Source organism: Sphingomonas sp. BT-65 (assembly GCF_026107375.2).
In the GTDB taxonomy this organism is placed as follows: domain Bacteria; phylum Pseudomonadota; class Alphaproteobacteria; order Sphingomonadales; family Sphingomonadaceae; genus Sphingomonas.
Genome location: NZ_JAPCIA010000001.1, coordinates 617,420 through 637,216, shown reverse-complemented (window position 1 = coordinate 637,216; position 19,797 = coordinate 617,420). Strand labels below are relative to the sequence as shown.

Genomic DNA, 19,797 nt, shown 5'->3' with positions numbered 1-19,797 from the left:
GGCCGGGCAAATGGGTGACGGACTGGACGAATCGCCCAGCCCGTTGTGCAGATCGATCAGCAATTTTGGGATGAAATACGCATGTCGATGACGCTTGCGCAGGCCGACGCGATCGCGCGGCTCGACGGGCATGGCCAAGCCGAACTGGTGCGGCGCGGCGACGTGCCGCCCGAGGCGCTGGTTGAGGCCGCGATCGCGCGGATCGAGGCGATCGACGGCGCGCTCAATTCGCTCGCGGTGCGCGCGTTCGGCCATGCCCGTGCGGCGGCGGCGCGGGTCGATCGCGACGCGCCGATGGCGGCGGTGCCCTATCTGCTCAAGGCGTCGCTCGAATATCCCGGTTTCCCGTGCGAGGCCGGGTCGCGTGCGAAGAAGGGCGAGGTCGCCCGCCGCGCCTTTGCGCTGGCGCAGGCGCTCGACCGCGCGGGAATGGTGCCGGTCGGCATGTCGACCATGCCCGAATTCGGGCTGAACGCGAGCGGCGAGGCGCTGCTCTACGGCCCGACCTGCAACCCGTGGGACCTGTCGCGCAGCTCGGGCGGATCGAGCAGCGGCGCGGGCGCGGCGGTGGCGGCGGGGCTGGTGCCCTTCGCCACCGCGAGCGACGCGGGCGGATCGATCCGCATCCCGGCATCCAACTGCGGGATCATCGGCTTCAAGCCCAGCCGCGGCTGGAACGTGCGCGCGCGGGCCTATAATCTGGTCGACGACATCCTCTGCTCGGACAGCCTCTACGGCCGCTCGATGCGCGACACGGTCTGGGCGGCGCGGCTGCTGCGCCCAGCGGAGAAGGGCGCGGTGATGCCGCCGGGCCGCAAGCTGCGGATCGCGCTCGACCTGACTGGCATGGACGGCACCGAGCCAGAGACAGAGGTCGAGGCGGTGGTACGGCGCGCGGCGGCGCTGTGCGAGGCGCAGGGGCATCGTGTCGAGGAAGTTACCCAGCCGATCGACCGCGCGGCGTTGCGTGCCGGCTTCACGACTTTGTGGGACTATCTCGGTGGCGAGACCGTCGATCACTATGGTGCACGGGCGAGCGAGGTGCTCGAGCCGTGGACGCTGGGCCTTGCCGAGCGGCGCGCGCGCGTGACACCCGAGCTGCTCGCCGAGGCGCTGGCGCAGGTCGATCGCGCATCGGCGGCGCTGGCCGGGTTTCATGCGCGCTTCGATGTGGTGCTTTCGCCCGTCACCGCGAGCGTGCCGCCGCCGCTCGGCCATCTCGCGCCGACGCGCCCCGTGAACGCGCTGTTCGACGCCCTGTTCGGCTATGTGAACTACACCCCGCTGCACAACATGACGGGGACGCCGAGCATCTCGCTGCCGCTATTCGCGGGGGAGAGCGGGCTGCCTGTGGGCGCGATGTTCTCCGCCGGGCATGGCGGAGACGAGCTGCTGCTGGGGCTCGGGGAAGAACTGGAAGTGGCGAGCCCCTGGGCCGATCGCTGGCCGCCGATGGCGTTCGGCGCCTAGGGTTCGGCCCACATCCGCCACAGGTTGCTGGTGTTGCGCGAGAGCGTGTCGAAGGCCGCCGTCTTGCCGCTCTCGGCGAACATCGTCGCGCGGAGGCTCTCGAGCTCGAACAGCACGCGGCGCTTGTCGTGCTCGCGCACCAGGCTCTGCAGCCAACCGACCGCGACGTCGCGGCGGCCCGCGGTCACGGTCGTCACCCAATGCAGCGAATTGGCGGGATAGAGGATCGCAGCGCCCGCGGGCAGCTTGAAGCTGCGCGTGCCCGCGGGCTCGTCGATCTCGAGCTCGCCGCCCTCATAGCGCTCCGGATCGGAAAGGAAGAGGGTGAAGGCGAGGTCGATCCGCATCTGCGGCGCCTCGCCCATCAGCGCATTGTCGACATGCGGGCCATAGCCCATGCCAGGGCCGTAACGGCTGAACAGGATCGGCCGCATCTGCCGCGGCATCGCCGCCATCGCGAAGATGCGGCTGGCCGCCAGCGCCCCCGCGACCATCGCCTGCATCGCGGCATAGCCGGGGGAGTCGGCGGCGACCTGGGTGTTCTCCTTGACCCCGGCGGCGGCCCAGCCCGCGGTCTCGCGCCCGTCGATGAAGGACTGCCGGTCCATCTGCACGGCAAGCTCCGCGAGCTGCGCGGAACTCAGGATATCCGGGATGCAGATGAACATGGCGCTCCCCTCTACATGTCTGGCGCCGCGCCCTTCTTCAGCGCATGAGCCTTGCCCGAGACGCCGCCGTCGGGCTTCACCATCGCCACGCTGTCCATCACGAAGAACATCGAATAGCAGCCGTCGATCTTCCCGTCCTTGCCCCAGCGGATGTCGACGCAGAGCTTGTGGTCCTGCGCCTTCCAGCTGCCGGTGACGGGTTCCCTGACCTGTGCGCTGCACACGCCCTCGTAGAGCAGCAGCCCGTCGCCGGGCACTTCGATCTTGGGGCATTTCTTCACGTCGACGGCATCGTAGCGGATATTGTAGCCGCCGACGCGTCCGTCCGCGCCGTACTGGTGGGTGTAGTGATACGCGATGACGAGCGAGTTGCCGGTCACCGCCTTGCTGATCTGATCGGTGGTGAGCGCGGGGAACATCAGCGTCGGCCACACCTTGTGCACGCCGATGCCGTTCTCGCCGCCCTCGCCCGCAAGCATCAGCGACAGCGCCTTATCGAAGCCGGTGGGGTAGACGGTGTCGGTCGGAGCGGGGATGGCGGGCGGCGGGCCATCCTCCGCAGCAGCCGGGGCGGCGAGCGTGGTGGCCGCTGCGGCGGCACCGGCGGCCGACCAGAGCTTCACCGTAAATTTCTGCATATCTGTCCCTCCTCGGGGATGGCGTGGCAGTACTTCATAGCCCGCGCCCGCGCCGAATAGTCCCCGGCGACAGGGCATCACAGCGCGGCCGCGCCGTCACGCCCGCGCGCGGGGTAACGACCGGGCAAGGCGGGTAAGGCTGGTAGGGCTTACCCGGCTCATCCCGGCATTACCCGCAGGCGGGGTTTGGCCGGCGCGGCGGCGGGGCTAGCCTGAGGTGACACGAAACAGGCCGGGGAGTTGGCGATGGCGCGCAAATGGATCAGGCTGGCGGGTGCGATGGCGCTGGCATTTCCGGTGGCGGCGCAAGCGCAGCAAGCGGCGTCTACCGCGCCCGGCTACACCATGCCGCAGACCGCGGCGTTCGACATGAAGGCCGCGAACGGCCAGATCTATCGCATTTTCGTATCCTTCCCCAAGGCGGCTCCGCCCGAGGGCGGCTATCCGGTGCTCTATGTGCTCGACGGCAACGCGCTGTTCGCGTCCTTCGCCGAGACGCGGCGGATGATGGAATGGTCACCGGGCGACAAGGCGATCGTTGTCGGCGTCGGCTATCCCACCGACGAAGCCTATGACGTGCGGCGGATCGACGATTTCACCGGCGCGCCAACCACCTCGGGCGCCTATGCCAAGTTCGCCAGGGAGAAGAGCGGCGGCTGGGACCGGTTCCTCGATTTCCTGACCGGCGAGCTGCGCACCGAGATCGGCAGGCGCTACAAGACCAACCCCGACCGCCAGTCGCTGTTCGGCCATTCGCTGGGCGGGCTGTTCGCGCTGCACACGCTCTACACGCGGCCCGGCGCCTTCCATGCGATCATCGCGGCGAGCCCGTCGATCTTCTGGCACGAGGCGCTGACGCTGAAGGAAGAGCGCGACTTCGCCGCCCGGCTTCAGGCCGGGACGGTGCCGAAGGTCAGCCGGCTGCTGGTCGTGACGGGCGACCGCGAGGAAGCGATCCTCGAGCGTTGGGACGCCGAGGATTTCGTCCAGCGCACGGCGCCGCTGTCGGCCTATGGCCTGCGCACACGATCGGAGATCTTCGCGGGTGAGGGGCATATGACCGTGCCGGTGCGCGCGGTGCCCGCGACGCTGCGGTTTTCGGTCAACTGGCCGTGAGGGGGGAATCCTCCCCCGCCAGGGGGAGGTGTCAGCGCAGCTGACGGAGGGGGAGGATCAAGGCTTCAACGCCCCCAGATCGCCGTACACCGCCTTGCCCTGAAACAGGGTGACCAGCACCTTCGCCTTGCTGATCTGGTGCACCGGCAGCTTGAAGATGTCCTTGTCGAGCACGACGAGGTCGGCGTTCTTGCCGGCCTCCAGCGATCCGGTGAACTTCGCCATGCCGTTGACGGCGGCGACGTTGAGCGTGTGGCTCTCGATCGCCTCGGCGAGCGACACGCCCTCGCTGGCGACCAGCGGTTTCGCCTTGGGGTCGCCCGCCACCTGACGCGTGATCGCGACCTCCAGCCCTTCGAGCGGGTTGGCGGTCGCGACCGGCCAGTCGGCGCCATAAGCGAGCTTGCCGCCGGCGCGGACGATGCTGCCCGCGGGATAGATATATTCCATCCGCTTCTTGCCGATCGCCGCCTCGGTCAGCTCCATATAGGGGTACCAGGACGACCAGGTCGGCTGGAACTGGGCATAGGTGTCGAGCCGGCCGAAACGCGGCTGGTCGGCCGGATCGACGACATTGAGGTGCGTCACCATGTGGTAGGTCGGTTTCGCACCATTCGCCTTGCGCGCCGCCTCGACCGCATCGAGCGAGAGCCGCACCCCGCCGTCGCCGATCGCGTGGAGGAAGGCGTGCATGCTCTTCGCGTCGGTCGCGGTGACGGCTTGCTTGAGCGTGTCGGGCGCGATCTGCGGGGCGCCGCGCTGGGTATCACCCTCATAGGGCGCGAGCATGTACGCGGTCTTTTGCGGGATCACGCCGTCGACATAGAATTTGACCGTGTGGGTCGGGATGCCGAGCGCGTTGGCGCGTTCCGCCGCCTTGAGCAGGCCGGGGAATTGATCCATCCCGCGCTCATTCTTCCATTTGAGCGAGACCGAGACATAGGTGGTGAGCTTGCCCGCGTCCTTCACCGCCTTGTACGCGTCGACCATGCGGCTGCCGCCGGCATCGTCGAACTCGACCCCCGCATCGTTCCAGGCGACGATGCCGAGGCTATTGAACAGCCTGGCGGTGTAGAGGATCGAACTCTGGTAATCGGCGTCGGTGGGCGGCGGGATCAGCTCGGCGACCAGCGCCTGCGCTGATTCCTGAAGGCTGCCGACCGGCTCGCCGGTCGCGGGATCGCGGTCGATCGTGCCGTTGACCGGGTTGGGGGTATCCTTGGTGATGCCCGCCAGCTCGAGCGCCTTCGAGTTCACCCAGTTGGTATGGCCGCCGACCGAGTCGAAGATCAACGGGCGGGTGGTGGAGATCGCGTCGAGGATCGCCTTGTTCGGCACGCCGTTGGGCGGGAACAGCGAATCCTCCCAGCCCACGCCATAGACAGTGCCGGTGCCCGGCGTGTCGGAGACGCATTTGGCTATGATGCGCTTGTAATCCTCGATTGTCTTGCCGTCGTGGAGCGAGCAGCGCGTCTTGGAGAGCGCGCCGAACAGCGGGTGCGCATGGGCGTCGCCGAAGGCGGGGAGGACGAGGCGGCCGCCGAGATCGACGATGCGGGTCTTCACGCCCCTGGTCTTCGCCACTGCCGCTGCGGGGCCGACCGCGACGATCTTGCCGTCCCTGATCGCGACCGACTGGGCCCAGGGCTGTTTCTTGTCGACGGTGTAGATGCGGGCATTGGTCAGGATTGTGTCGGCGGTCACGCGGTCGCGTGCTTGCGCGGCACCGGTGATCCCCGCCATCAGCAGCGCGAACGCGGCGAAGCGGGCGGGACGGGTCAGGTTCAACATGGTCTCTCCGGTACGCTGACAAGAACGGGCCGGCGCGATGGCCGACCCGGGAGGCGTGGTTCAGAATTTGCGGCGGAGCGAGGCCATGATCGTGCGGTCCTTGCCCATGTAGCAATAGCCCTCGTCGATCGGAGGACCGGAGTAGCTGCAGTTGGTGTAGACCTTCTTGTCGAAGATGTTGGCGCCGTTCACCGACAGCGTCCAATCCTGATAGTTGAGCTCGACCATCGCATCGACCAGCGTCACCGGAGCGATGCGGTAGAGCTGGTCGAAGCTCACCTTGTCGCCTTGGTAGCGCACGCCCGCGCCGACCTTGGCCCCGAGATCGCCGCCGAGGTCGAAACCCTTGGTCGCCCAGGCCGAGGCCTGATGCTCGGGCAGGTTCTCGCGCCGATCGCCGCGCCGGCGGCCGTCGACGACGAGATATTCGGCGCGGGTGTAGCTGTAGGAGGCGGTTAGGCTGAAATCTCCCGGCAGGCGAATGTTCGCTTCCGCTTCAACACCGCGCGAGCGCGACGAACCGCCCTGGATGAAGTTCTGCAGCTCGTTCGGGTCGGCGATCAGGATGTTCTGTTCCTTGATGTCGTACGCCGCGACGGTGAACAGCATGCGCGACGAAGGCTGGAACTTGATGCCTGCTTCATACTGGCGGCCGGTCCGCGGCACATAGGGGACGCCGAAGAAGTTCGAGCCGAACACCGGCAGGAAGGACTCGGAATAGTTGAAATAGGGCGACACGCCCTTGACCACATCGGCGATGATGCCAGCGCGGAAGCTCCACGCCTTGTTGTCCTCGAGCTGGACGCCGTTGACGTTGGAGCGGACATTGTCGTGCCGCGCGCCGAAGACGAGCGAGACACGATCCCATGCACGGATCTGGTTCTGGAAGTAGAAGCCCAGCTGCGAGTTCTTGGTGTCCGTCTTCCAGCCCACGCCGGTGACGAAGGGGACGCCATAGACCGGATCGTAGAGATTGAGGCCTGGGGCCTGGCCGAAGCCTTCCTCCTTGTCCTCGCGGAACGAGGTATAGTCGAAGCCAGCGAGGATCTGGTGGGTCAGCGGCCCGGTGTCAAAGCTCAGTACCAAGTTATTGTCGCTGTTGAAGCCGTTATACTGGGCGCGGTTGAGGTACCAGGCACGGTTGGCGATGGTGCGCGCCGCATCGGCATAGGCGCCGCCGAAGCCGGTGTAACCGAACACCTCCTGATAATCGACGTCCTGCTCGAAGAAGCGGTTGCGGCTGTTGAAGCTGAACCGGTCGCTGAAATTGTGCGTCAGCAGGATAGTCGCCGCATAATAATCGGCGAGGGTGTGGTTGAAGCCCGGCTCGCCGAGATAGAAGTCGTGCGAGATGCGCTCAGGGCCAGTGGCGTCGATCGTCTTGCTTGTCGGCAAATAAGTCTGGCTGCCCAGGCGATCGCGCTGATAGACGCCGATGAACGTGACTTCAGTATCCGGGCCGGGCTTGAAGGTGATCGCGGGCATCACCGTGATGCGGTCGTTCCGCTGCGATTCCTGCTGGAGATTGCCGTCGCGGACGAGACCCACAAACCGCGCGGACAGTCCGGGTGCGAGCGGGCCGGTGATGTCGAACTGAAGCTGCTTGAGATCATCGGTGCCGTACATCAGCCCGACCTCGCCGCCGAAAGTCGTTTTCGGCCGCTTGCTCACCGAGTTGAGGATGCCGCCCGCGCCGCCGCCGCCATAGAGCGTCGAGGAGGGACCGCGCAGCAGTTCGGCGCGCTCGACGGTGAAGATCTCCAGCCGCCCGCCATAGATGAAGCCGGGCATGCGGTTGAGGCCGTCGAGATACTGTTCGGCGCCGGTGCCGCGCACCGCGAGGAAATCGCCACGGGTGTCCACGCCGTTGAGCTCGCTGGCGGCGCCCGCGCTGTAGCGGATCACGTCCTGCAGGTTCACCGCGGCGCGATCGTTGAACTCCTGCGCGGTGATGATGCTGATCGACTGGGGGATTTCGGTGAGCGCGGCGTCGGTCTTGGTACCGGTCTGCGCGCGCGTGCCGATGACGGTGACGTCCTCGTTCTCGACCGCGGGCTCCGCTTCCTGGGCCGCAACGGGCAGCGCCGCGAGGCAGCATGCCGCAAGCAGCGCGCCGCGCAGCCTGCGCGCCGAGCCGTAAAGTCCGATCCGTGTGCTCATGATCAAAAGCCCTTCCCCGAAATTTATATGTCCGACGGGATCGTTCTTCCGCACCTATGTTGCGCGGTTCGATCCTCCCGCAGCATTCAAACCCGGATCGGCCGTCGAGCCACGCGTTTATCGGGGTAAGAGAAGCGCAAGACGGGTAAGTGGGTAGGCAGCAACGGGGAAAGCCGCTTCAGGCGGCCGATTGACCCGCGCCGTCGGAAATGAGTCCGCGCTCACGCAGCACCCGCACGGCATCGCGGCGCTTGTGCACGCCGATCTTCCGGAACACCGATTTGAGCCGGTATTTGACCGTATCGGGCGACATGCCGATCAGCCGTGCGATTTCCTTGTTCGAGTAGCCGAAGCCGAGATGCTCGAGGATCTCCGCCTCGGCGTCGCTGAGCAGGCCGGGCGCGGGGCCGGCGATGGGCCGGGCCGCGAGCGAGCGGGCGATGCCCTTCAGGAACTGCGCGCGGAAGCGGTCGAGCTGCGCGGTGCCGCCCAGCGTCTCGCTCAGCAGCGGTTCGGCGAAGCGGCGCTGGTCGATGAAGGGACGCGCGATATTCTGGAACATCGCGGTGCCGACGGCATCGTCGAAACAGGCACGCGCCTTGGCGGCGTCGCCCGCAGCGCGGTGGCCGTAAGCGAGCAGGATATTGGTATCGACGAGCAGGCGCCCGGCACCGTGCTGCGCAGCCCAGCGCCTGAGCTTCTGGAGATCGGCAAGCGCGGCGGCATGATCGCCGCCGGTCAGCGCCAGCCGCGCGCGGCACAGGCGCGCGGCGGTGACGACCGGGCGGTGGACCGTCGAATCCTCCTCGTCCCGGTCGGCGAGCACATCGAGGTCGAGCGCTTCCGCGGCCTTATGGGCCTCCGCCGGATCGTCGCCATATTGAATCAGCAGGTCGAGCTCGCACAGTGCTGCGCGCAGATCGAGCTGGCGCAGCCGCCGCCGTCCCGCGAGGCGCCGCGCCCGTGCAAGGATCGCCTGCGCGGCGTCGAGCGTGTCTTCCGATGCCTCGGCGCGCGCGGCGGTCAGGTAGGCCGCGGCGTAGACATCGGTCCAGCCGTCGGACAGCTCCATATGCGGCACCGCCCAGTCGAGCAAAGCGAGCGCCGCGGCGGGCTGATCCTGTTCGTAGAGCAGCTCGGCCTCGAACGCGGCGCAATTGGCGGCGAGGTCCGAGCGCGGACCGAAATTCGCCTCGATCTGCTCGCGTGTCGCGGCGAGGATGCCCGCGGCATCCTTCATCCGCGCCTGCGCCTGGCGGATGCGCGCTTCGAGGAAACGGGTGAAGACGTCGCTGTAGAGCGAGTCCATCGCCAGATAATGCTCGCGCGCGGCGATCGTCGGCTCCAGCGCGCGTTCGAGCCAGCCGCCCTCGAAATATTTCGCGCCGAGCGTCTCGCTGATGTTGGCGAGGACGAGATGGTCGTTGGCGGGGAGGGTGCGCAGCAGCGATTCGCGCGCGAGCAGATCGTCGAGCGTGACGGGTTCGTTCTCGTAATCGGCGAGCACGTCGCCGACGACACGGATTTCGGCCCATTGGTCAGCGGAAAGGCCCGCCCGCTCGGCTTCGGCAACGAAGCGGTCATAGTCGGCGCGCGCGGTCGCCATCTCGCCGCGCTTGATCTCGAGATAGACGCGCGCGAGTGCGAGACGCGGACGCGCGGCGATCAGCGTGGCGGGCAGCTTGCCAAGGCCGCGCTCGACCATCGCCTGATGCCCAAGCGGAATCAGCCGCCAGCCGCCCGCATCCTCGAGGATCGTCGCGAGCATCGCGTCGTCATCGGCCTGGATGGCGTGGCTCACTGCCTCGGCGGTTTCGCTACGCTCGGCGAACCACTGTGCGGCGCGGCGGTGGAGCGCGCGGAACTGCGCCGCGTCGCGCCGGGCGAGGCGGTCGCGCAGGTGCTCGGCGACGAGCTGGTGGTAGCGATAGGCTTTCCGCTCGGCGCTGAGCGGGGTCAGGAACACACCCTGCTCCTCGAGCCGTTCGAGGATCATCCAGCCGTCCTGGCGGTCGCACAGCAGGTTGACGAGGTCGCCGGTCAGCCGGTCGAGCAACGCGGTGCGCAGCACGATCTCCTGCGTCTCCGCAGGCATCGTCATCAGCACCTGTTCAGAGAGGTAGCGGGCAAGGTCCGAGCTGGGGCCGTGGAATTCCTCGACCAGCCGCCGGTGATCGGCGCCGCGCTTGAGCGACAACGAGGCGAGCTGGAGCGCGATCGCCCAGCCCTCGGTCCGCTCGACGATGCTGCGCACGTCCGCCTCGCCCAGCCCTTGGAAGCGCGACAGCAGCGCCTCTGCCTCATGCGCGGCGAATTTGAGATCGTCGGCGGTCAGCTCGACCAGCTGCTCCTCGGCGGCGAGGATCGATTGGCCGAGCCAAGGATAATCGCGCGAGGCGATGATGAAATGGCAGTGTTCGGGCGCGAGCTGGATCAGCGTACGTACGAAGGCGTCGACCTCGGGGCTTTCGGCGCGGTGGTAATCGTCGAGGATCAGCACCACCCGGCGGCTTTCCTGCGCCAGCCGGTTGACGATCGCCGAGACCGCGGCGCGCGGAGGCAGGGCAGCGGCAAGATGTTCGCCCTCCTCGCCGTCGTGCGGTCCGGCGCCATCGAGCGCGCGGACGATGTAGCGGGTGAGACGGCGCAGGTCCGAATCGTCGCGCTCCAGCGTCAGCCAGGCGACGCGCACCGCATCGGGATCGAGCCGGTCCTTCCACTGCGACAGCAGGCTGGTCTTGCCGTACCCGGCCGGCGCCTGGATGAGCGTCAGCCGCCGCTCCAGCGCCGCGTCGAGGCGGGCGAGCAGCTGATCGCGCCTGATCTGATTACCCATCCACATGGGCGGCGCGAGCTTGGTATGGATCAACGCATCCATCGGGCGTTTTCCCGTTGCGGCCTCCCTCTTTTGCCCACCGCAATTCGCGGCGTGCCCGGACAGGGTATGTTACACGATCATGTCGCTCAAGCGGCGGTTCGATGGTTACCCGGAAACCATCCCCCGTTACCCGTTCGGCAGGGCCGGGCACCCGTTTTACGCGTTGCGGACAAGGGCTTGGCTCCGCACCCTCAAGGCACGAATTTTCGAACAGGCCGGGAGTGTTGCGTGCGGATTGGTGTCGATGTGGGCGGGACGAACACCGACGCCGTGCTGATGGACGGGAGTGCGATCCTCGCCTCGACCAAGCAGCCGACCACCGCCGATGTCAGTTCGGGCGTGGCCGCGGCGATCGCCGCGGTGCTGGCGCAGGGTGGAATCGCCGCAACTTCGGTGCGATCGGTGATGGTCGGCACCACCCATTTCACCAACGCGCTGATCGAGCGCAAGCGGCTGGAGCCGGTGGGCGTGCTGCGCCTTGCCAGCCCCTCGGGCGAGGCGCTGCCGCCGCTGACCGGATGGCCCGCGGACCTGGCGGATTGCGTGGGCGGCAACGTGTTCCTGCTGCCCGGCGGATATGAGGTCGACGGGCGCGAGATCGCGCCGTTCGACGCAGCGAAGGTGCGCGCGGCGGCAGAAGCGCTGAAGGTCCGCGGGATCAAGGCGGTGGCGATCACCAGCGCCTTTGCTCCGGTCAATGCGACGATGGAGGAGCAGGCCGCGGAAATCGTCCGCGCGGTGCATCCCGAGGCGGCGGTGACGCGGTCCAACGCGATCGGGCGGATCGGCTTCATCGAGCGCGAGAATGCGGCGATCCTCAACGCGGCGCTGTCGACGCTGGCGGCGTCGGTTGTCGCCGCGTTCGAGCGGGCGCTCAAGGATCTCGGCATCGCGGCGCCGCTCTACATCTCGCAGAACGACGGGACGCTGATCTCGGCGAGCCAGGCGGCGGCGCATCCGGTGCTGACGATCGGGTCCGGGCCGACCAATTCGATGCGCGGCGCTGCGTTCCTGACGGGAGTGCAGGACGGCATCGTGATGGATGTCGGCGGTACCACCACCGATATCGGGGCGCTCGCCAACGGTTTTCCGCGCGAATCCTCGGTCGCGGTCGATATCGGCGGGGTGCGCACCAATTTCCGCATGCCCGACATCCTCGCGATCGGGCTGGGTGGCGGCACGCGGGTGCATCTCGATCCGGCGCTCTATGGCGCGCGGGCGCTGCCCGAGGAGGCGTTGCGCGTCGGGCCGGATTCGGTCGGCTACCGTATCGCCGAGGATGCGATGCTGTTCGGCGGCGATACGCTGACCGCAAGCGATGTCGCGGGGGCGGCAGGCAAGGCTGCGTTCGGCGATGCCGGCAAGCTGCCCGGCCTCAGCGCGGCGACAGTCGCCGCGGTGTGGGACCGGTTCCAGGCGATGCTGGAGGACGGCGTCGACCGGATGAAGACGACGCGCGGCGACGTCACCATTCTGGCGGTGGGCGGCGGCAATTTCCTGATCGCCGATACGCTGAAAGGGGCGGCGAAGGTGGTTCGCCCGCCGCACGCCGCCGTGGCCAATGCGGTGGGCGCGGCGATCGCGCAGGTGGGCGCGCAGGTCGAGCAGATCGTCGCCTACGACCAGACCCCGCGCACCGCCGCCATCGAACAGATGCGCGCCGACGTCACCGCGCGAGTCGCGGCGGCGGGCGGTGACCCGAAGACTATTCAGATCGTGGAGGTGGACGAAGTGTTTCTGAGCTACCTGCCCGGCCGCGCGGCGCAGCTGCGGGTGCGCGCCGTCGGCGACCTTGCCGCCGAACCGCGCAGCGAAGCCGCGAGCAAGCGATCGGCCCAGCATGCGCATTGATCGTACGGCGCTGGCCGACCTCGCCCGCGGCGCCGCCTTCCTCGGATCAGGCGGCGGCGGCGACCCTTATTACAGCTTGCTGCTGGGCGAGGCAGAATTGGCGCGCGGCGCGACATTTGAGTTGGTGCCGCTCGACAGCCTGAACGACGACGCGCTGGTCGTGCCGTGCGGCTGGATCGGCGCGCCGACCGTGTCGGTCGAGAAATTGCCGAGCGGACGCGAGGCGCTGGCGGGCCTAGCACGGCTGGAAAAGGAGCTGGGGCGCAAGATCGATGCAGTGCTGCCGATCGAGATCGGCGGGGGCAATGGCCTTGCCCCGCTGATGAGCGCCGCGCGGCTGGGGGTGCCGGTGGTCGATGCCGACGGCATGGGCCGGGCGTTTCCGGAATCGCAGATGGCGATCTTCAACATCCACGGCCTGTCGGCCTGCCCCTCGGTGCTGACTGCGGCGTGCGGATCATTGAACGTGATCGAGACCGACGACAATCTCGTCCACGAGCGCGTCGCCCGCGCCCTTTCGGTCGCGCTGGGCGGGATCGCGCACATGGTCGAATATCCGCTGACCGGGGCGCAGGCCAAGGCACATGCCATCGGCGGGAGCGTGTCGGCGGCGATCGCGGCGGGCGCGGCGATCCGGGAAGCGCGGGAGCAGGGTGAGGATCCGTTCGAGGCGCTCTACACGGCGCTCGCGGCATCGGGCCTCTATCCGTTCGCGGGCGGGCTGTTCGACGGCAAGATCGTCGATCTCGAACGCGAGACACGGGGCGGCTTCTCGGTCGGGCGGGTCGCGATCGAGGGGTTCGGCGGAGTGGGGCGGATGGAGCTCGAGTTCCAGAACGAGAACCTCATCGCGCGCCGCGACGGTGAGGTGTTGGCACTGGTGCCCGATCTCATCACGGTGATGGACCTAGAGACGGCGGACTCGATCACGACCGAACGGCTGAAGTACGGCCAGCGCGTAAAGGTGGTCGGCGCGGCGGCGCCCGCCATGCTACGCGAGGCGCGCGCGCTGGCGTTCGTCGGACCGGCGGCCTTCGGGTTCGGCGAGGCCTATAAGCCAATCGAAACATTGAACGGGTGGGACAAGGGATGAGTTCAGGCGCACCGGGCGGAGAATATGCGAACGCGCCGCTTCCGGAGCATCTGACCGTCGCGGGATGGCGCGTCGCGCTGATCGTCGCGAGCTTCAACATCGCGCTGCCGGGATTCCTCAACGGGGCGCAGACGGGCATGGCGCTGGGCTTCTGGCCCGCGGCGCTGGCGGCGTTCCTTGCCGGGCTGATCCTGTGCGGCGGCGCGTGCCTGACGGCGTGGACGAGCGTACGCACGCGGCTCACCACCTATCTGCTGATCCAGCGCTCGTTCGGGCGCTGGGGCGCGGCCTTGGTCAACATCGTCGTCGCGATCGTCCATTATTGCTGGTTCGGGGTGAACGTCTCGTTCTTCGCCGGGGCGATCGTCGCCCTGGTAGAGCAGGGCTACGCGATCCCCGGCGACTTCACCGCGTTCGTGATCGCGGGCAGCGTGCTGATGATCGTCTCGACTATCTACGGTTTTCGCGCGCTCGACCGGCTGGCGCTGGTCGCGGTGCCGCTGCTTGGCGTGATCCTCGCCACCGTCGCTATCCTCGCCGTGCGGCGCTACGGCGTAGAACTGGTGCCCGCGGACAAGCCGCCGGTGCCGATGAGCTTCGGCATCGCGCTCTCGGCGATCGTGGGGGGCAACATGCTGACCGTCGCGGCGATGCCCGATCTGTCGCGCTATATCCGCACGGCGCGCGGCGCGGTCTCGTCGATGATCCTGTCCTTCCCGGTCGCCACGCCGCTGCTGCTGATCGCCGCTGCCTTGCCCGCGCTGGCGACGGGGGAGACCGACATCATGAAGCTGGTGACGATGCTGGGCTTCGGCCTGCCGGTGCTGCTTATCCTGATCCTGTCGATCTGGACGATCAACGCGGCCAATCTCTATTCGGCCAGCCTGTCGATGAGCGCGACCTTCCCCAAGGTCCGCGAATGGGTGTTCATCTGCATCGGCGGAGCGCTAGGGGGCAGTTTCTCGATCATGGGAATCATCGACTCCTTCGTGCCGTTCCTGCTGTTTCTCGGCATCCTGATCCCGCCGATTGCCGCGATCTATGTCATCGATACCTTCGTCACCTTTCGCGACCGAGATGCCGCCGAGACGCTGGAAGCGCTGACATGGGTACGCTGGCCGGCGGTGCTCACCTGGGTCGGTTCGATCGCGATCGCCTTGTTGTTGGAACGCTATGGCATGACGTTCACCACGGTACCGATGATCGATGCAACGGTCATCGCCACTGCAGCCTATTTGGCTGTCGTAGGAGCTGGGCGCGGCGGCGCTCGCCGATCCTGCCCGGATGGCTTGGAAGGGCGGGTGCGAAGCTTGGATGACAACTAGATCCGGGTTTCTCGCAACAGGGCGTCTAGTAACTCTGCGCGGTTCCAGCCGATATGCGCGCAGCAGATTGCAGGCATTTTCTCACCATCGTTCGAAGGAAGCCGCGAAAAATGGGGCGGTCAAATTGCGGTCGCGCGTCTAATAGCGGTCAGATAACGATGTGAGGCCGCGTGAGCGCTGCATATGGAAAGGATATTGTCGAACTCAGCCGGGAATTCCGTCCCGCGCTGATGGCATTCTTTCTCCGTCGCGTACACGATCACGCCGAGGCCGAGGACCTGACGCAGGAAGTATTCTCGCGCCTCTCCGCGCAACCGGACATGGAGCTGCGCTCGGGTAGCGCTTATCTGTTCCAGATCGCGGCAAACCTTCTGCGCGACCGGGCGCGGCGCCATCAGGTGCGGCGCAACTATCGCGAGACGCTGGGACAGATCGACGGCGAGGCGGTCGAGCTGATCGATCCGTTTCGCGTGACCGCAGCGCGCAGCTCGATGGCGGCACTGCGCGCGGCACTCGACGAACTCGATCCGACGACGTCTGCGATCTTCGTGCTGTATCGCCTCGAATATATGAGCAAGGACGTGATCGCTGAGGGCTTTGGCATTACCGTGCGCACGGTCGAGAAGCATCTGACCAAGGCGATGGCGCGGCTCACGGTGCGGCTGGGAGACGCGATTTGAGCCCGCGCGAACCTTCGCCCGAGCGGTTTGAAGCCGCCGCGGCCTGGTGCCTCGAATTGGCGGAGGGTCCGCTGTCACACGAGCGGCAGGAAGCGTTCGATTCGTGGCTGGCCGGGAGCACGGACAATCTCGCTGCGTTCGAGCGGTCGAGCAACCTGTGGCGGCAAGTGGGTGAGGCGGCTGTCTCACCCGAGCTGGTCGATCTGCGCGAGCGCGCGTTGGCGACGTTCCGGCGCCGCAACCAATGGCGCTGGGCGCGGCGCGCGGTGACCGGTCGTACGGTGGCCCTGCTCGCCGTGGTGCTGCTCGCTCTCGGCGGGACGGCATGGTGGTGGCAGAGCGCACCGGATATCTACCGTACCGGTATCGGCGAGCGCCGCGTGGTGATGCTCGATGACGGATCGCGCGCGTCGCTGGATGCCGCGACCGAAGTCGATGTGCGAATGCGCGGCGACCGGCGCGAGCTGCGCCTGGTATCCGGCCGGGCGAAATTCGATGTCGCCAAGGATCCGCTGAAGCCGTTCAGCGTACGGGCGGGCGACAAGCTGGTGGTGGCGACGGGCACGTCGTTCAGCGTGGAGATGGTCAACGGCAAGCTGCGGGTGATCCTCTACGAGGGCCGGGTGGTAGTGCTCGATCTACCGGCGGGAGCGCGGACAGCCGCCGAAGTGCTGCCCGCCCTAAAGAGCGGCGGCGAGGACGCAGCGCTGATTCCAGGCAGTGAACTGGTCGTGGGCATCTCGGGTGTGTCGCAAGCACAACTCGCCAAGGCCGATCCGGTGCGCTCGCTATCATGGGAGGGCGGCCAGCTGGTGTTCGAGGACGAGCCGTTGAGCCTCGCGGTCGGACGGATCAACCGCTATTCGGCGCGGCGCGTCGAACTCAAGGGTACGGCCGGTCGGATACGGGTGAACGGGGTGTTCAACACCGGCGATGTCGAGGCCTTTGCCACGGGTGTGGAGGAAACGCTGCCTGTTCGCGTGATACGGGACCGTGACGTCGTCACGATCGCGCCGCAATAAAGTTACGCCGCCGCTGGTCCGCATATTTTTTTCGAATTGGACCAGTCGGAATTTCAAGGATGGCGCGTCTTATCCCCTCAGGCGCAACAAGACGCCGGTTTCAGGGATATGGCGATGATCATGACGAGAAACCTTAGAGCGGGCGCATGTTCGGCGACGGCGATGGCGCTGGTCATGCCGGTAGCGGCGGTCGCGCAGGTGCAGACCTACAGCTTCAATATCCCGGCGCAGGATCTGGCGTCCGCGCTGCGGCAGTTCGCGCAGGTTTCGCGCCAGCAGGTCTCGTTCAGCGGCGAGGTCGTCCGCGGGATACGCAGCGTGCCGCTGCAGGGTGCGCATAGCGTCGATGGCGGCTTGGCGATCCTGTTGCGTGGAACCGGTCTCACGGTTCGCCGCACCGGCCGCGTGCTGGTGATCCACAAGGCGAAGCCGGTTCTGTCGTCGGTGTCGGCCCAGCCTTCGTTCGTGCGCGCTCAGGACAGCGCTGCTGCACCGCAGGAGCAGGCAAGCGATGCCGATGCGGGCGATACCGAGATCGTCATCTCCGGCTCGCGCATCGACCGGCCTGGGTTCGAATCGCCGACGCCGCTCACCCGCGTCAGCTCCCAGGAGCTCGGCATCGCCAGCCGCGCGAATGTCGGTGCGGCGCTGGCCGACCTGCCGCAGTTCAAGGCCGGTCAGTCGCCCCAGACCTCGGGCACCAACGCGCAGGCAGGCCGCATGCCGGTCGATCTGCGCGGCCTCGGCGCGGCGCGCACGCTGGTGCTGCTCGACGGGCGCCGCTTCGCCAGCGACAACGACCTGAGCACGATCCCGTCGGTGCTGGTCAAGAATGTCGACATCGTCACGGGCGGCGCGTCGGCGGCATGGGGTTCCGGCGCGGTCGCGGGCGTGGTCAACATCCTGCTCGACCATGATCTCCAAGGCCTGAAGCTGGGCGTCGAGGCAGGTATCTCCACTTATGGTGACGCCGGCCAGCGCCGGCTCGAAGCCGCGTTCGGCACGGAATTCGCGGGTGGCCGCGGCCACTTCATGGTCGGCGGCGAATATCTCGAGAATGACGGCCTGATGACCAAGACGGCGCGTGAAAACACCGGCCGCTGGGTGCTGATCACGCAGAACGGCGTCTCCACGCTGACGCCCAATGTCGGGTACGCCAATGCCCTGATCGGCGGCATCATCCTGAGCGGGGTCAATGCAGGCAAGGGGTTCAATCCCGACGGCACGCTGCGCAACCCGTCGCTCGGCACGACGGTCGGCGCGAACATGATCGGCGGTGAATCGCCTTCGGACGACGACTACAGCCCGCTCGCCACGCCGCAAAAGCGGGTCGCGGGCCTGATCAATGCCTCCTACGAAATCTTCGACAATGCCAAGCTGACTGTCGAAGGCCGCTATTCGCGCTATTGGGGCAACTACACCTGGTTCGGCGATCACAATCGCGGCGGCATCACGATTCAGCGCGACAACGCGTTCCTGCGCCCGGAAATCCAGGCGCAGATGCTGGCGGCCGGCCAGACCAGCTTCACCATGGGACGGTTCAACTCCGACCTTTCGTACACGACGATCGATCTCGAACGCGAAGCCTATCAGGGAACGATCGCGCTCGATGGCAGCTTCGGCGGCGGCAAGTGGCGCTATGGTCTCTATTACAGCCATGGCGAGTATCAGAACAACATCGACACGCCCGGTTTCCGCCTGACGACCGAGTTCGCCAATGCGGTGGATTCGGTGATCGGGCCGGGCGGAACGCCGGTCTGCCGGATCGCGCTGGCCAACCCGTCGACCAACTGCGTGCCGCTCAACCTGTTCGGCTATGGCGCGCCCTCGGCTGCGGCGATCGACTATGTCACCGGCACGCCGTCGTCGCGCTCGACGACCAAGCTCGACACGTTCGGGGTCAGCCTGCGCGGCGAGCCATTCGATCTGTGGGCGGGCCCGGTCTCGATCGCGGTCGGCGTCGAAGGCCGCTGGGAATCGGTGCGGTCGGTGTCCGGCGAGCTCGACCGGGCGCGGGCGTTCACCACCTTCCAGTTCGGCGAGCTGGCCGGCAAGGATTCGGTCAAGGAAGCATTCGGCGAGGTGGTGATCCCGCTGCTCAAGGACGTGCCGTTCTTCCACAAGCTCGAACTCAACGGTGCGGTGCGCTATTCCGACTATCGCAACAGCGGCGGCATCTGGTCGTGGAAGCTGGGCGCGACGAACGAGTTCGTCCCCGGCGTGATCGGCCGCGTGACGCGCTCGCGCGACATCCGCGCGCCATCGTTGAGCGAACTCTACAGCACGCAGACGATCAGCTACGTCAACATCGTCGACGTGAACCCGGTCACCAATGTCAGCTCGACGGTCAATGTGCTGATCCACGGCGGCGGCAATCCCGACCTCCTGCCCGAGGAGGCCGACACCTGGACCGCGGGCGTCACCACCTCGCCGCTGCACGGGCTGACCGCGTCGATCGACTATTTCGACATCACGATCAACGGGGTGATCGCCTCGGTCGGCGCGCAGGATCTGGTCAATCGCTGCCGCGGCGGCAACCAGGAACTGTGCGCGCGCGTGTTCCGCGACGCGGGCGGCAATTTGCTGCGCGTGCAGTCGAACTCGGTGAACCTGCAGCGCTACAACACCAACGGCGTCGACGGTGAGATCGCCTATACGACCTCGCTGAACGGCGATCCGAGCCGCAGGCTCAACTTCCGCGTGGTCGGCACATGGGTGAACAGCCTGAGCATCGACGACGGCCTCGCCAAGATCGAATATGTCAAGAATACCAGCTATGCCTTCGTGACGGGCATGCCCGACTGGCGGATCAACGGCAGCGTCGGCTACGCCGACAACGGCTTCAACGCGGTGGTGCGCGCGCGCTACATCGCGCCGGGCTTCTACAACCGGAACCAGAACATCACGAACAACCGGGTGCCGGCCTATACCTACGTCGATCTGCAGCTGAGCAAGACACTCAAGGCCGATGGGCACGAGTTCGATATCTACGCCAATGTGTCGAACCTGTTCGACAAGGATCCGCCGATCGCCTCGCTGTTCTCGCCCTTCTACGATACCGTTGGACGGTTCGTGACGGTGGGCGCGCGCATCCGGCTGTAAGGG

The 19,797-nt window shown here is 67.0% G+C and carries 13 protein-coding genes; 8 read left to right on the top strand and 5 right to left on the bottom strand.

The window, feature by feature from the left end:
* The first annotated feature begins 81 nt into the window (after positions 1-81).
* Positions 82-1,470 carry an amidase family protein gene (locus OK349_RS03165; protein WP_265116373.1) on the top strand — a complete coding sequence of 463 codons (1,389 nt, stop codon included), beginning with the start codon at positions 82-84 and terminating at the stop codon, positions 1,468-1,470.
* On the opposite strand, the gene OK349_RS03160 is transcribed toward OK349_RS03165, so the two are convergent.
* Together OK349_RS03160 and OK349_RS03155 are read right to left on the bottom strand one after the other, a co-directional pair.
* Entirely contained in the window at positions 1,467-2,138 is a 672-nt protein-coding gene (locus tag OK349_RS03160) for a Fe2+-dependent dioxygenase (RefSeq protein ID WP_265116372.1), read from the bottom strand. The genes OK349_RS03165 and OK349_RS03160 overlap by 4 nt on opposite strands.
* Before the next feature lie 11 nt (positions 2,139-2,149).
* Positions 2,150-2,776: a hypothetical protein gene (locus OK349_RS03155; RefSeq protein WP_265116371.1), complete on the bottom strand. Its 627-nt coding sequence runs from the start codon at positions 2,774-2,776 to the stop codon at positions 2,150-2,152.
* 246 nt (positions 2,777-3,022) lie between these two features.
* Between OK349_RS03155 and OK349_RS03150 the strand changes: the two genes are divergently transcribed.
* A complete protein-coding gene (locus OK349_RS03150) occupies positions 3,023-3,892 on the top strand; it encodes an alpha/beta hydrolase (RefSeq protein WP_265116370.1) in 870 nt (289 codons plus the stop codon).
* Positions 3,893-3,949: 57 nt separating this feature from the next.
* Here the strand turns inward: OK349_RS03150 and OK349_RS03145 are convergent, their stop codons facing one another.
* From OK349_RS03145 to OK349_RS03135, 3 genes are all read right to left on the bottom strand, one after another.
* A complete protein-coding gene (locus tag OK349_RS03145; protein WP_265116369.1) occupies positions 3,950-5,683 on the bottom strand; it encodes an amidohydrolase in 1,734 nt (577 codons plus the stop codon).
* Between the two features lie 60 nt (positions 5,684-5,743).
* Positions 5,744-7,843, bottom strand: coding sequence for a TonB-dependent siderophore receptor (locus OK349_RS03140; RefSeq protein ID WP_265116368.1), 2,100 nt, complete (start codon positions 7,841-7,843; stop codon positions 5,744-5,746).
* Between the two features lie 178 nt (positions 7,844-8,021).
* Positions 8,022-10,721, bottom strand: coding sequence for a helix-turn-helix transcriptional regulator (locus OK349_RS03135; protein WP_265116367.1), 2,700 nt, complete (start codon positions 10,719-10,721; stop codon positions 8,022-8,024).
* A 228-nt stretch (positions 10,722-10,949) separates the two neighbouring features.
* Between OK349_RS03135 and OK349_RS03130 the strand changes: the two genes are divergently transcribed.
* The 6 genes from OK349_RS03130 to OK349_RS03105 all read left to right on the top strand — a co-directional run bounded on the left by OK349_RS03130 (position 10,950) and on the right by OK349_RS03105 (position 19,794).
* Positions 10,950-12,572 (top strand): hydantoinase/oxoprolinase family protein, encoded by a 1,623-nt coding sequence (locus tag OK349_RS03130; protein ID WP_265116366.1) that lies wholly within the window; start codon positions 10,950-10,952, stop codon positions 12,570-12,572.
* A complete protein-coding gene (locus OK349_RS03125; protein WP_265116365.1) occupies positions 12,562-13,665 on the top strand; it encodes a DUF917 domain-containing protein in 1,104 nt (367 codons plus the stop codon). Before OK349_RS03130 ends, OK349_RS03125 begins: the two co-directional genes overlap by 11 nt.
* On the top strand, positions 13,662-14,990 hold the full coding sequence (locus OK349_RS03120; RefSeq protein ID WP_265116364.1) for a cytosine permease: 1,329 nt from the start codon (positions 13,662-13,664) through the stop codon (positions 14,988-14,990). The genes OK349_RS03125 and OK349_RS03120 overlap by 4 nt, the downstream gene beginning before the upstream one ends.
* Before the next feature lie 170 nt (positions 14,991-15,160).
* Positions 15,161-15,670, top strand: a complete 510-nt coding sequence (locus OK349_RS03115; RefSeq protein ID WP_265116363.1) for an RNA polymerase sigma factor — start codon at positions 15,161-15,163, stop codon at positions 15,668-15,670.
* Positions 15,667-16,692 carry a FecR family protein gene (locus tag OK349_RS03110; protein ID WP_265116362.1) on the top strand — a complete coding sequence of 342 codons (1,026 nt, stop codon included), beginning with the start codon at positions 15,667-15,669 and terminating at the stop codon, positions 16,690-16,692. The genes OK349_RS03115 and OK349_RS03110 overlap by 4 nt, the downstream gene beginning before the upstream one ends.
* 162 nt (positions 16,693-16,854) lie before the next feature.
* Complete coding sequence (locus tag OK349_RS03105; protein WP_265116361.1) at positions 16,855-19,794, top strand: TonB-dependent receptor; 2,940 nt, start codon at positions 16,855-16,857, stop codon at positions 19,792-19,794.
* Positions 19,795-19,797: the final 3 nt, after the last annotated feature.

What these genes read in the sequence shown, in the direction of transcription:
- OK349_RS03120 (WP_265116364.1), top strand. Translation starts at nt 13,662, where the DNA reads ATGAGTTCAGGCGCACCGGGCGGAGAATATGCGAACGCGCCGCTTCCG.
- OK349_RS03135 (WP_265116367.1), bottom strand. Translation starts at nt 10,721, where the DNA reads ATGGATGCGTTGATCCATACCAAGCTCGCGCCGCCCATGTGGATGGGT.
- OK349_RS03140 (WP_265116368.1), bottom strand. Translation starts at nt 7,843, where the DNA reads ATGAGCACACGGATCGGACTTTACGGCTCGGCGCGCAGGCTGCGCGGC.
- OK349_RS03150 (WP_265116370.1), top strand. Translation starts at nt 3,023, where the DNA reads ATGGCGCGCAAATGGATCAGGCTGGCGGGTGCGATGGCGCTGGCATTT.
- OK349_RS03165 (WP_265116373.1), top strand. Translation starts at nt 82, where the DNA reads ATGTCGATGACGCTTGCGCAGGCCGACGCGATCGCGCGGCTCGACGGG.
- OK349_RS03145 (WP_265116369.1), bottom strand. Translation starts at nt 5,683, where the DNA reads ATGTTGAACCTGACCCGTCCCGCCCGCTTCGCCGCGTTCGCGCTGCTG.
- OK349_RS03125 (WP_265116365.1), top strand. Translation starts at nt 12,562, where the DNA reads ATGCGCATTGATCGTACGGCGCTGGCCGACCTCGCCCGCGGCGCCGCC.
- OK349_RS03105 (WP_265116361.1), top strand. Translation starts at nt 16,855, where the DNA reads ATGGCGCTGGTCATGCCGGTAGCGGCGGTCGCGCAGGTGCAGACCTAC.
- OK349_RS03160 (WP_265116372.1), bottom strand. Translation starts at nt 2,138, where the DNA reads ATGTTCATCTGCATCCCGGATATCCTGAGTTCCGCGCAGCTCGCGGAG.
- OK349_RS03155 (WP_265116371.1), bottom strand. Translation starts at nt 2,776, where the DNA reads ATGCAGAAATTTACGGTGAAGCTCTGGTCGGCCGCCGGTGCCGCCGCA.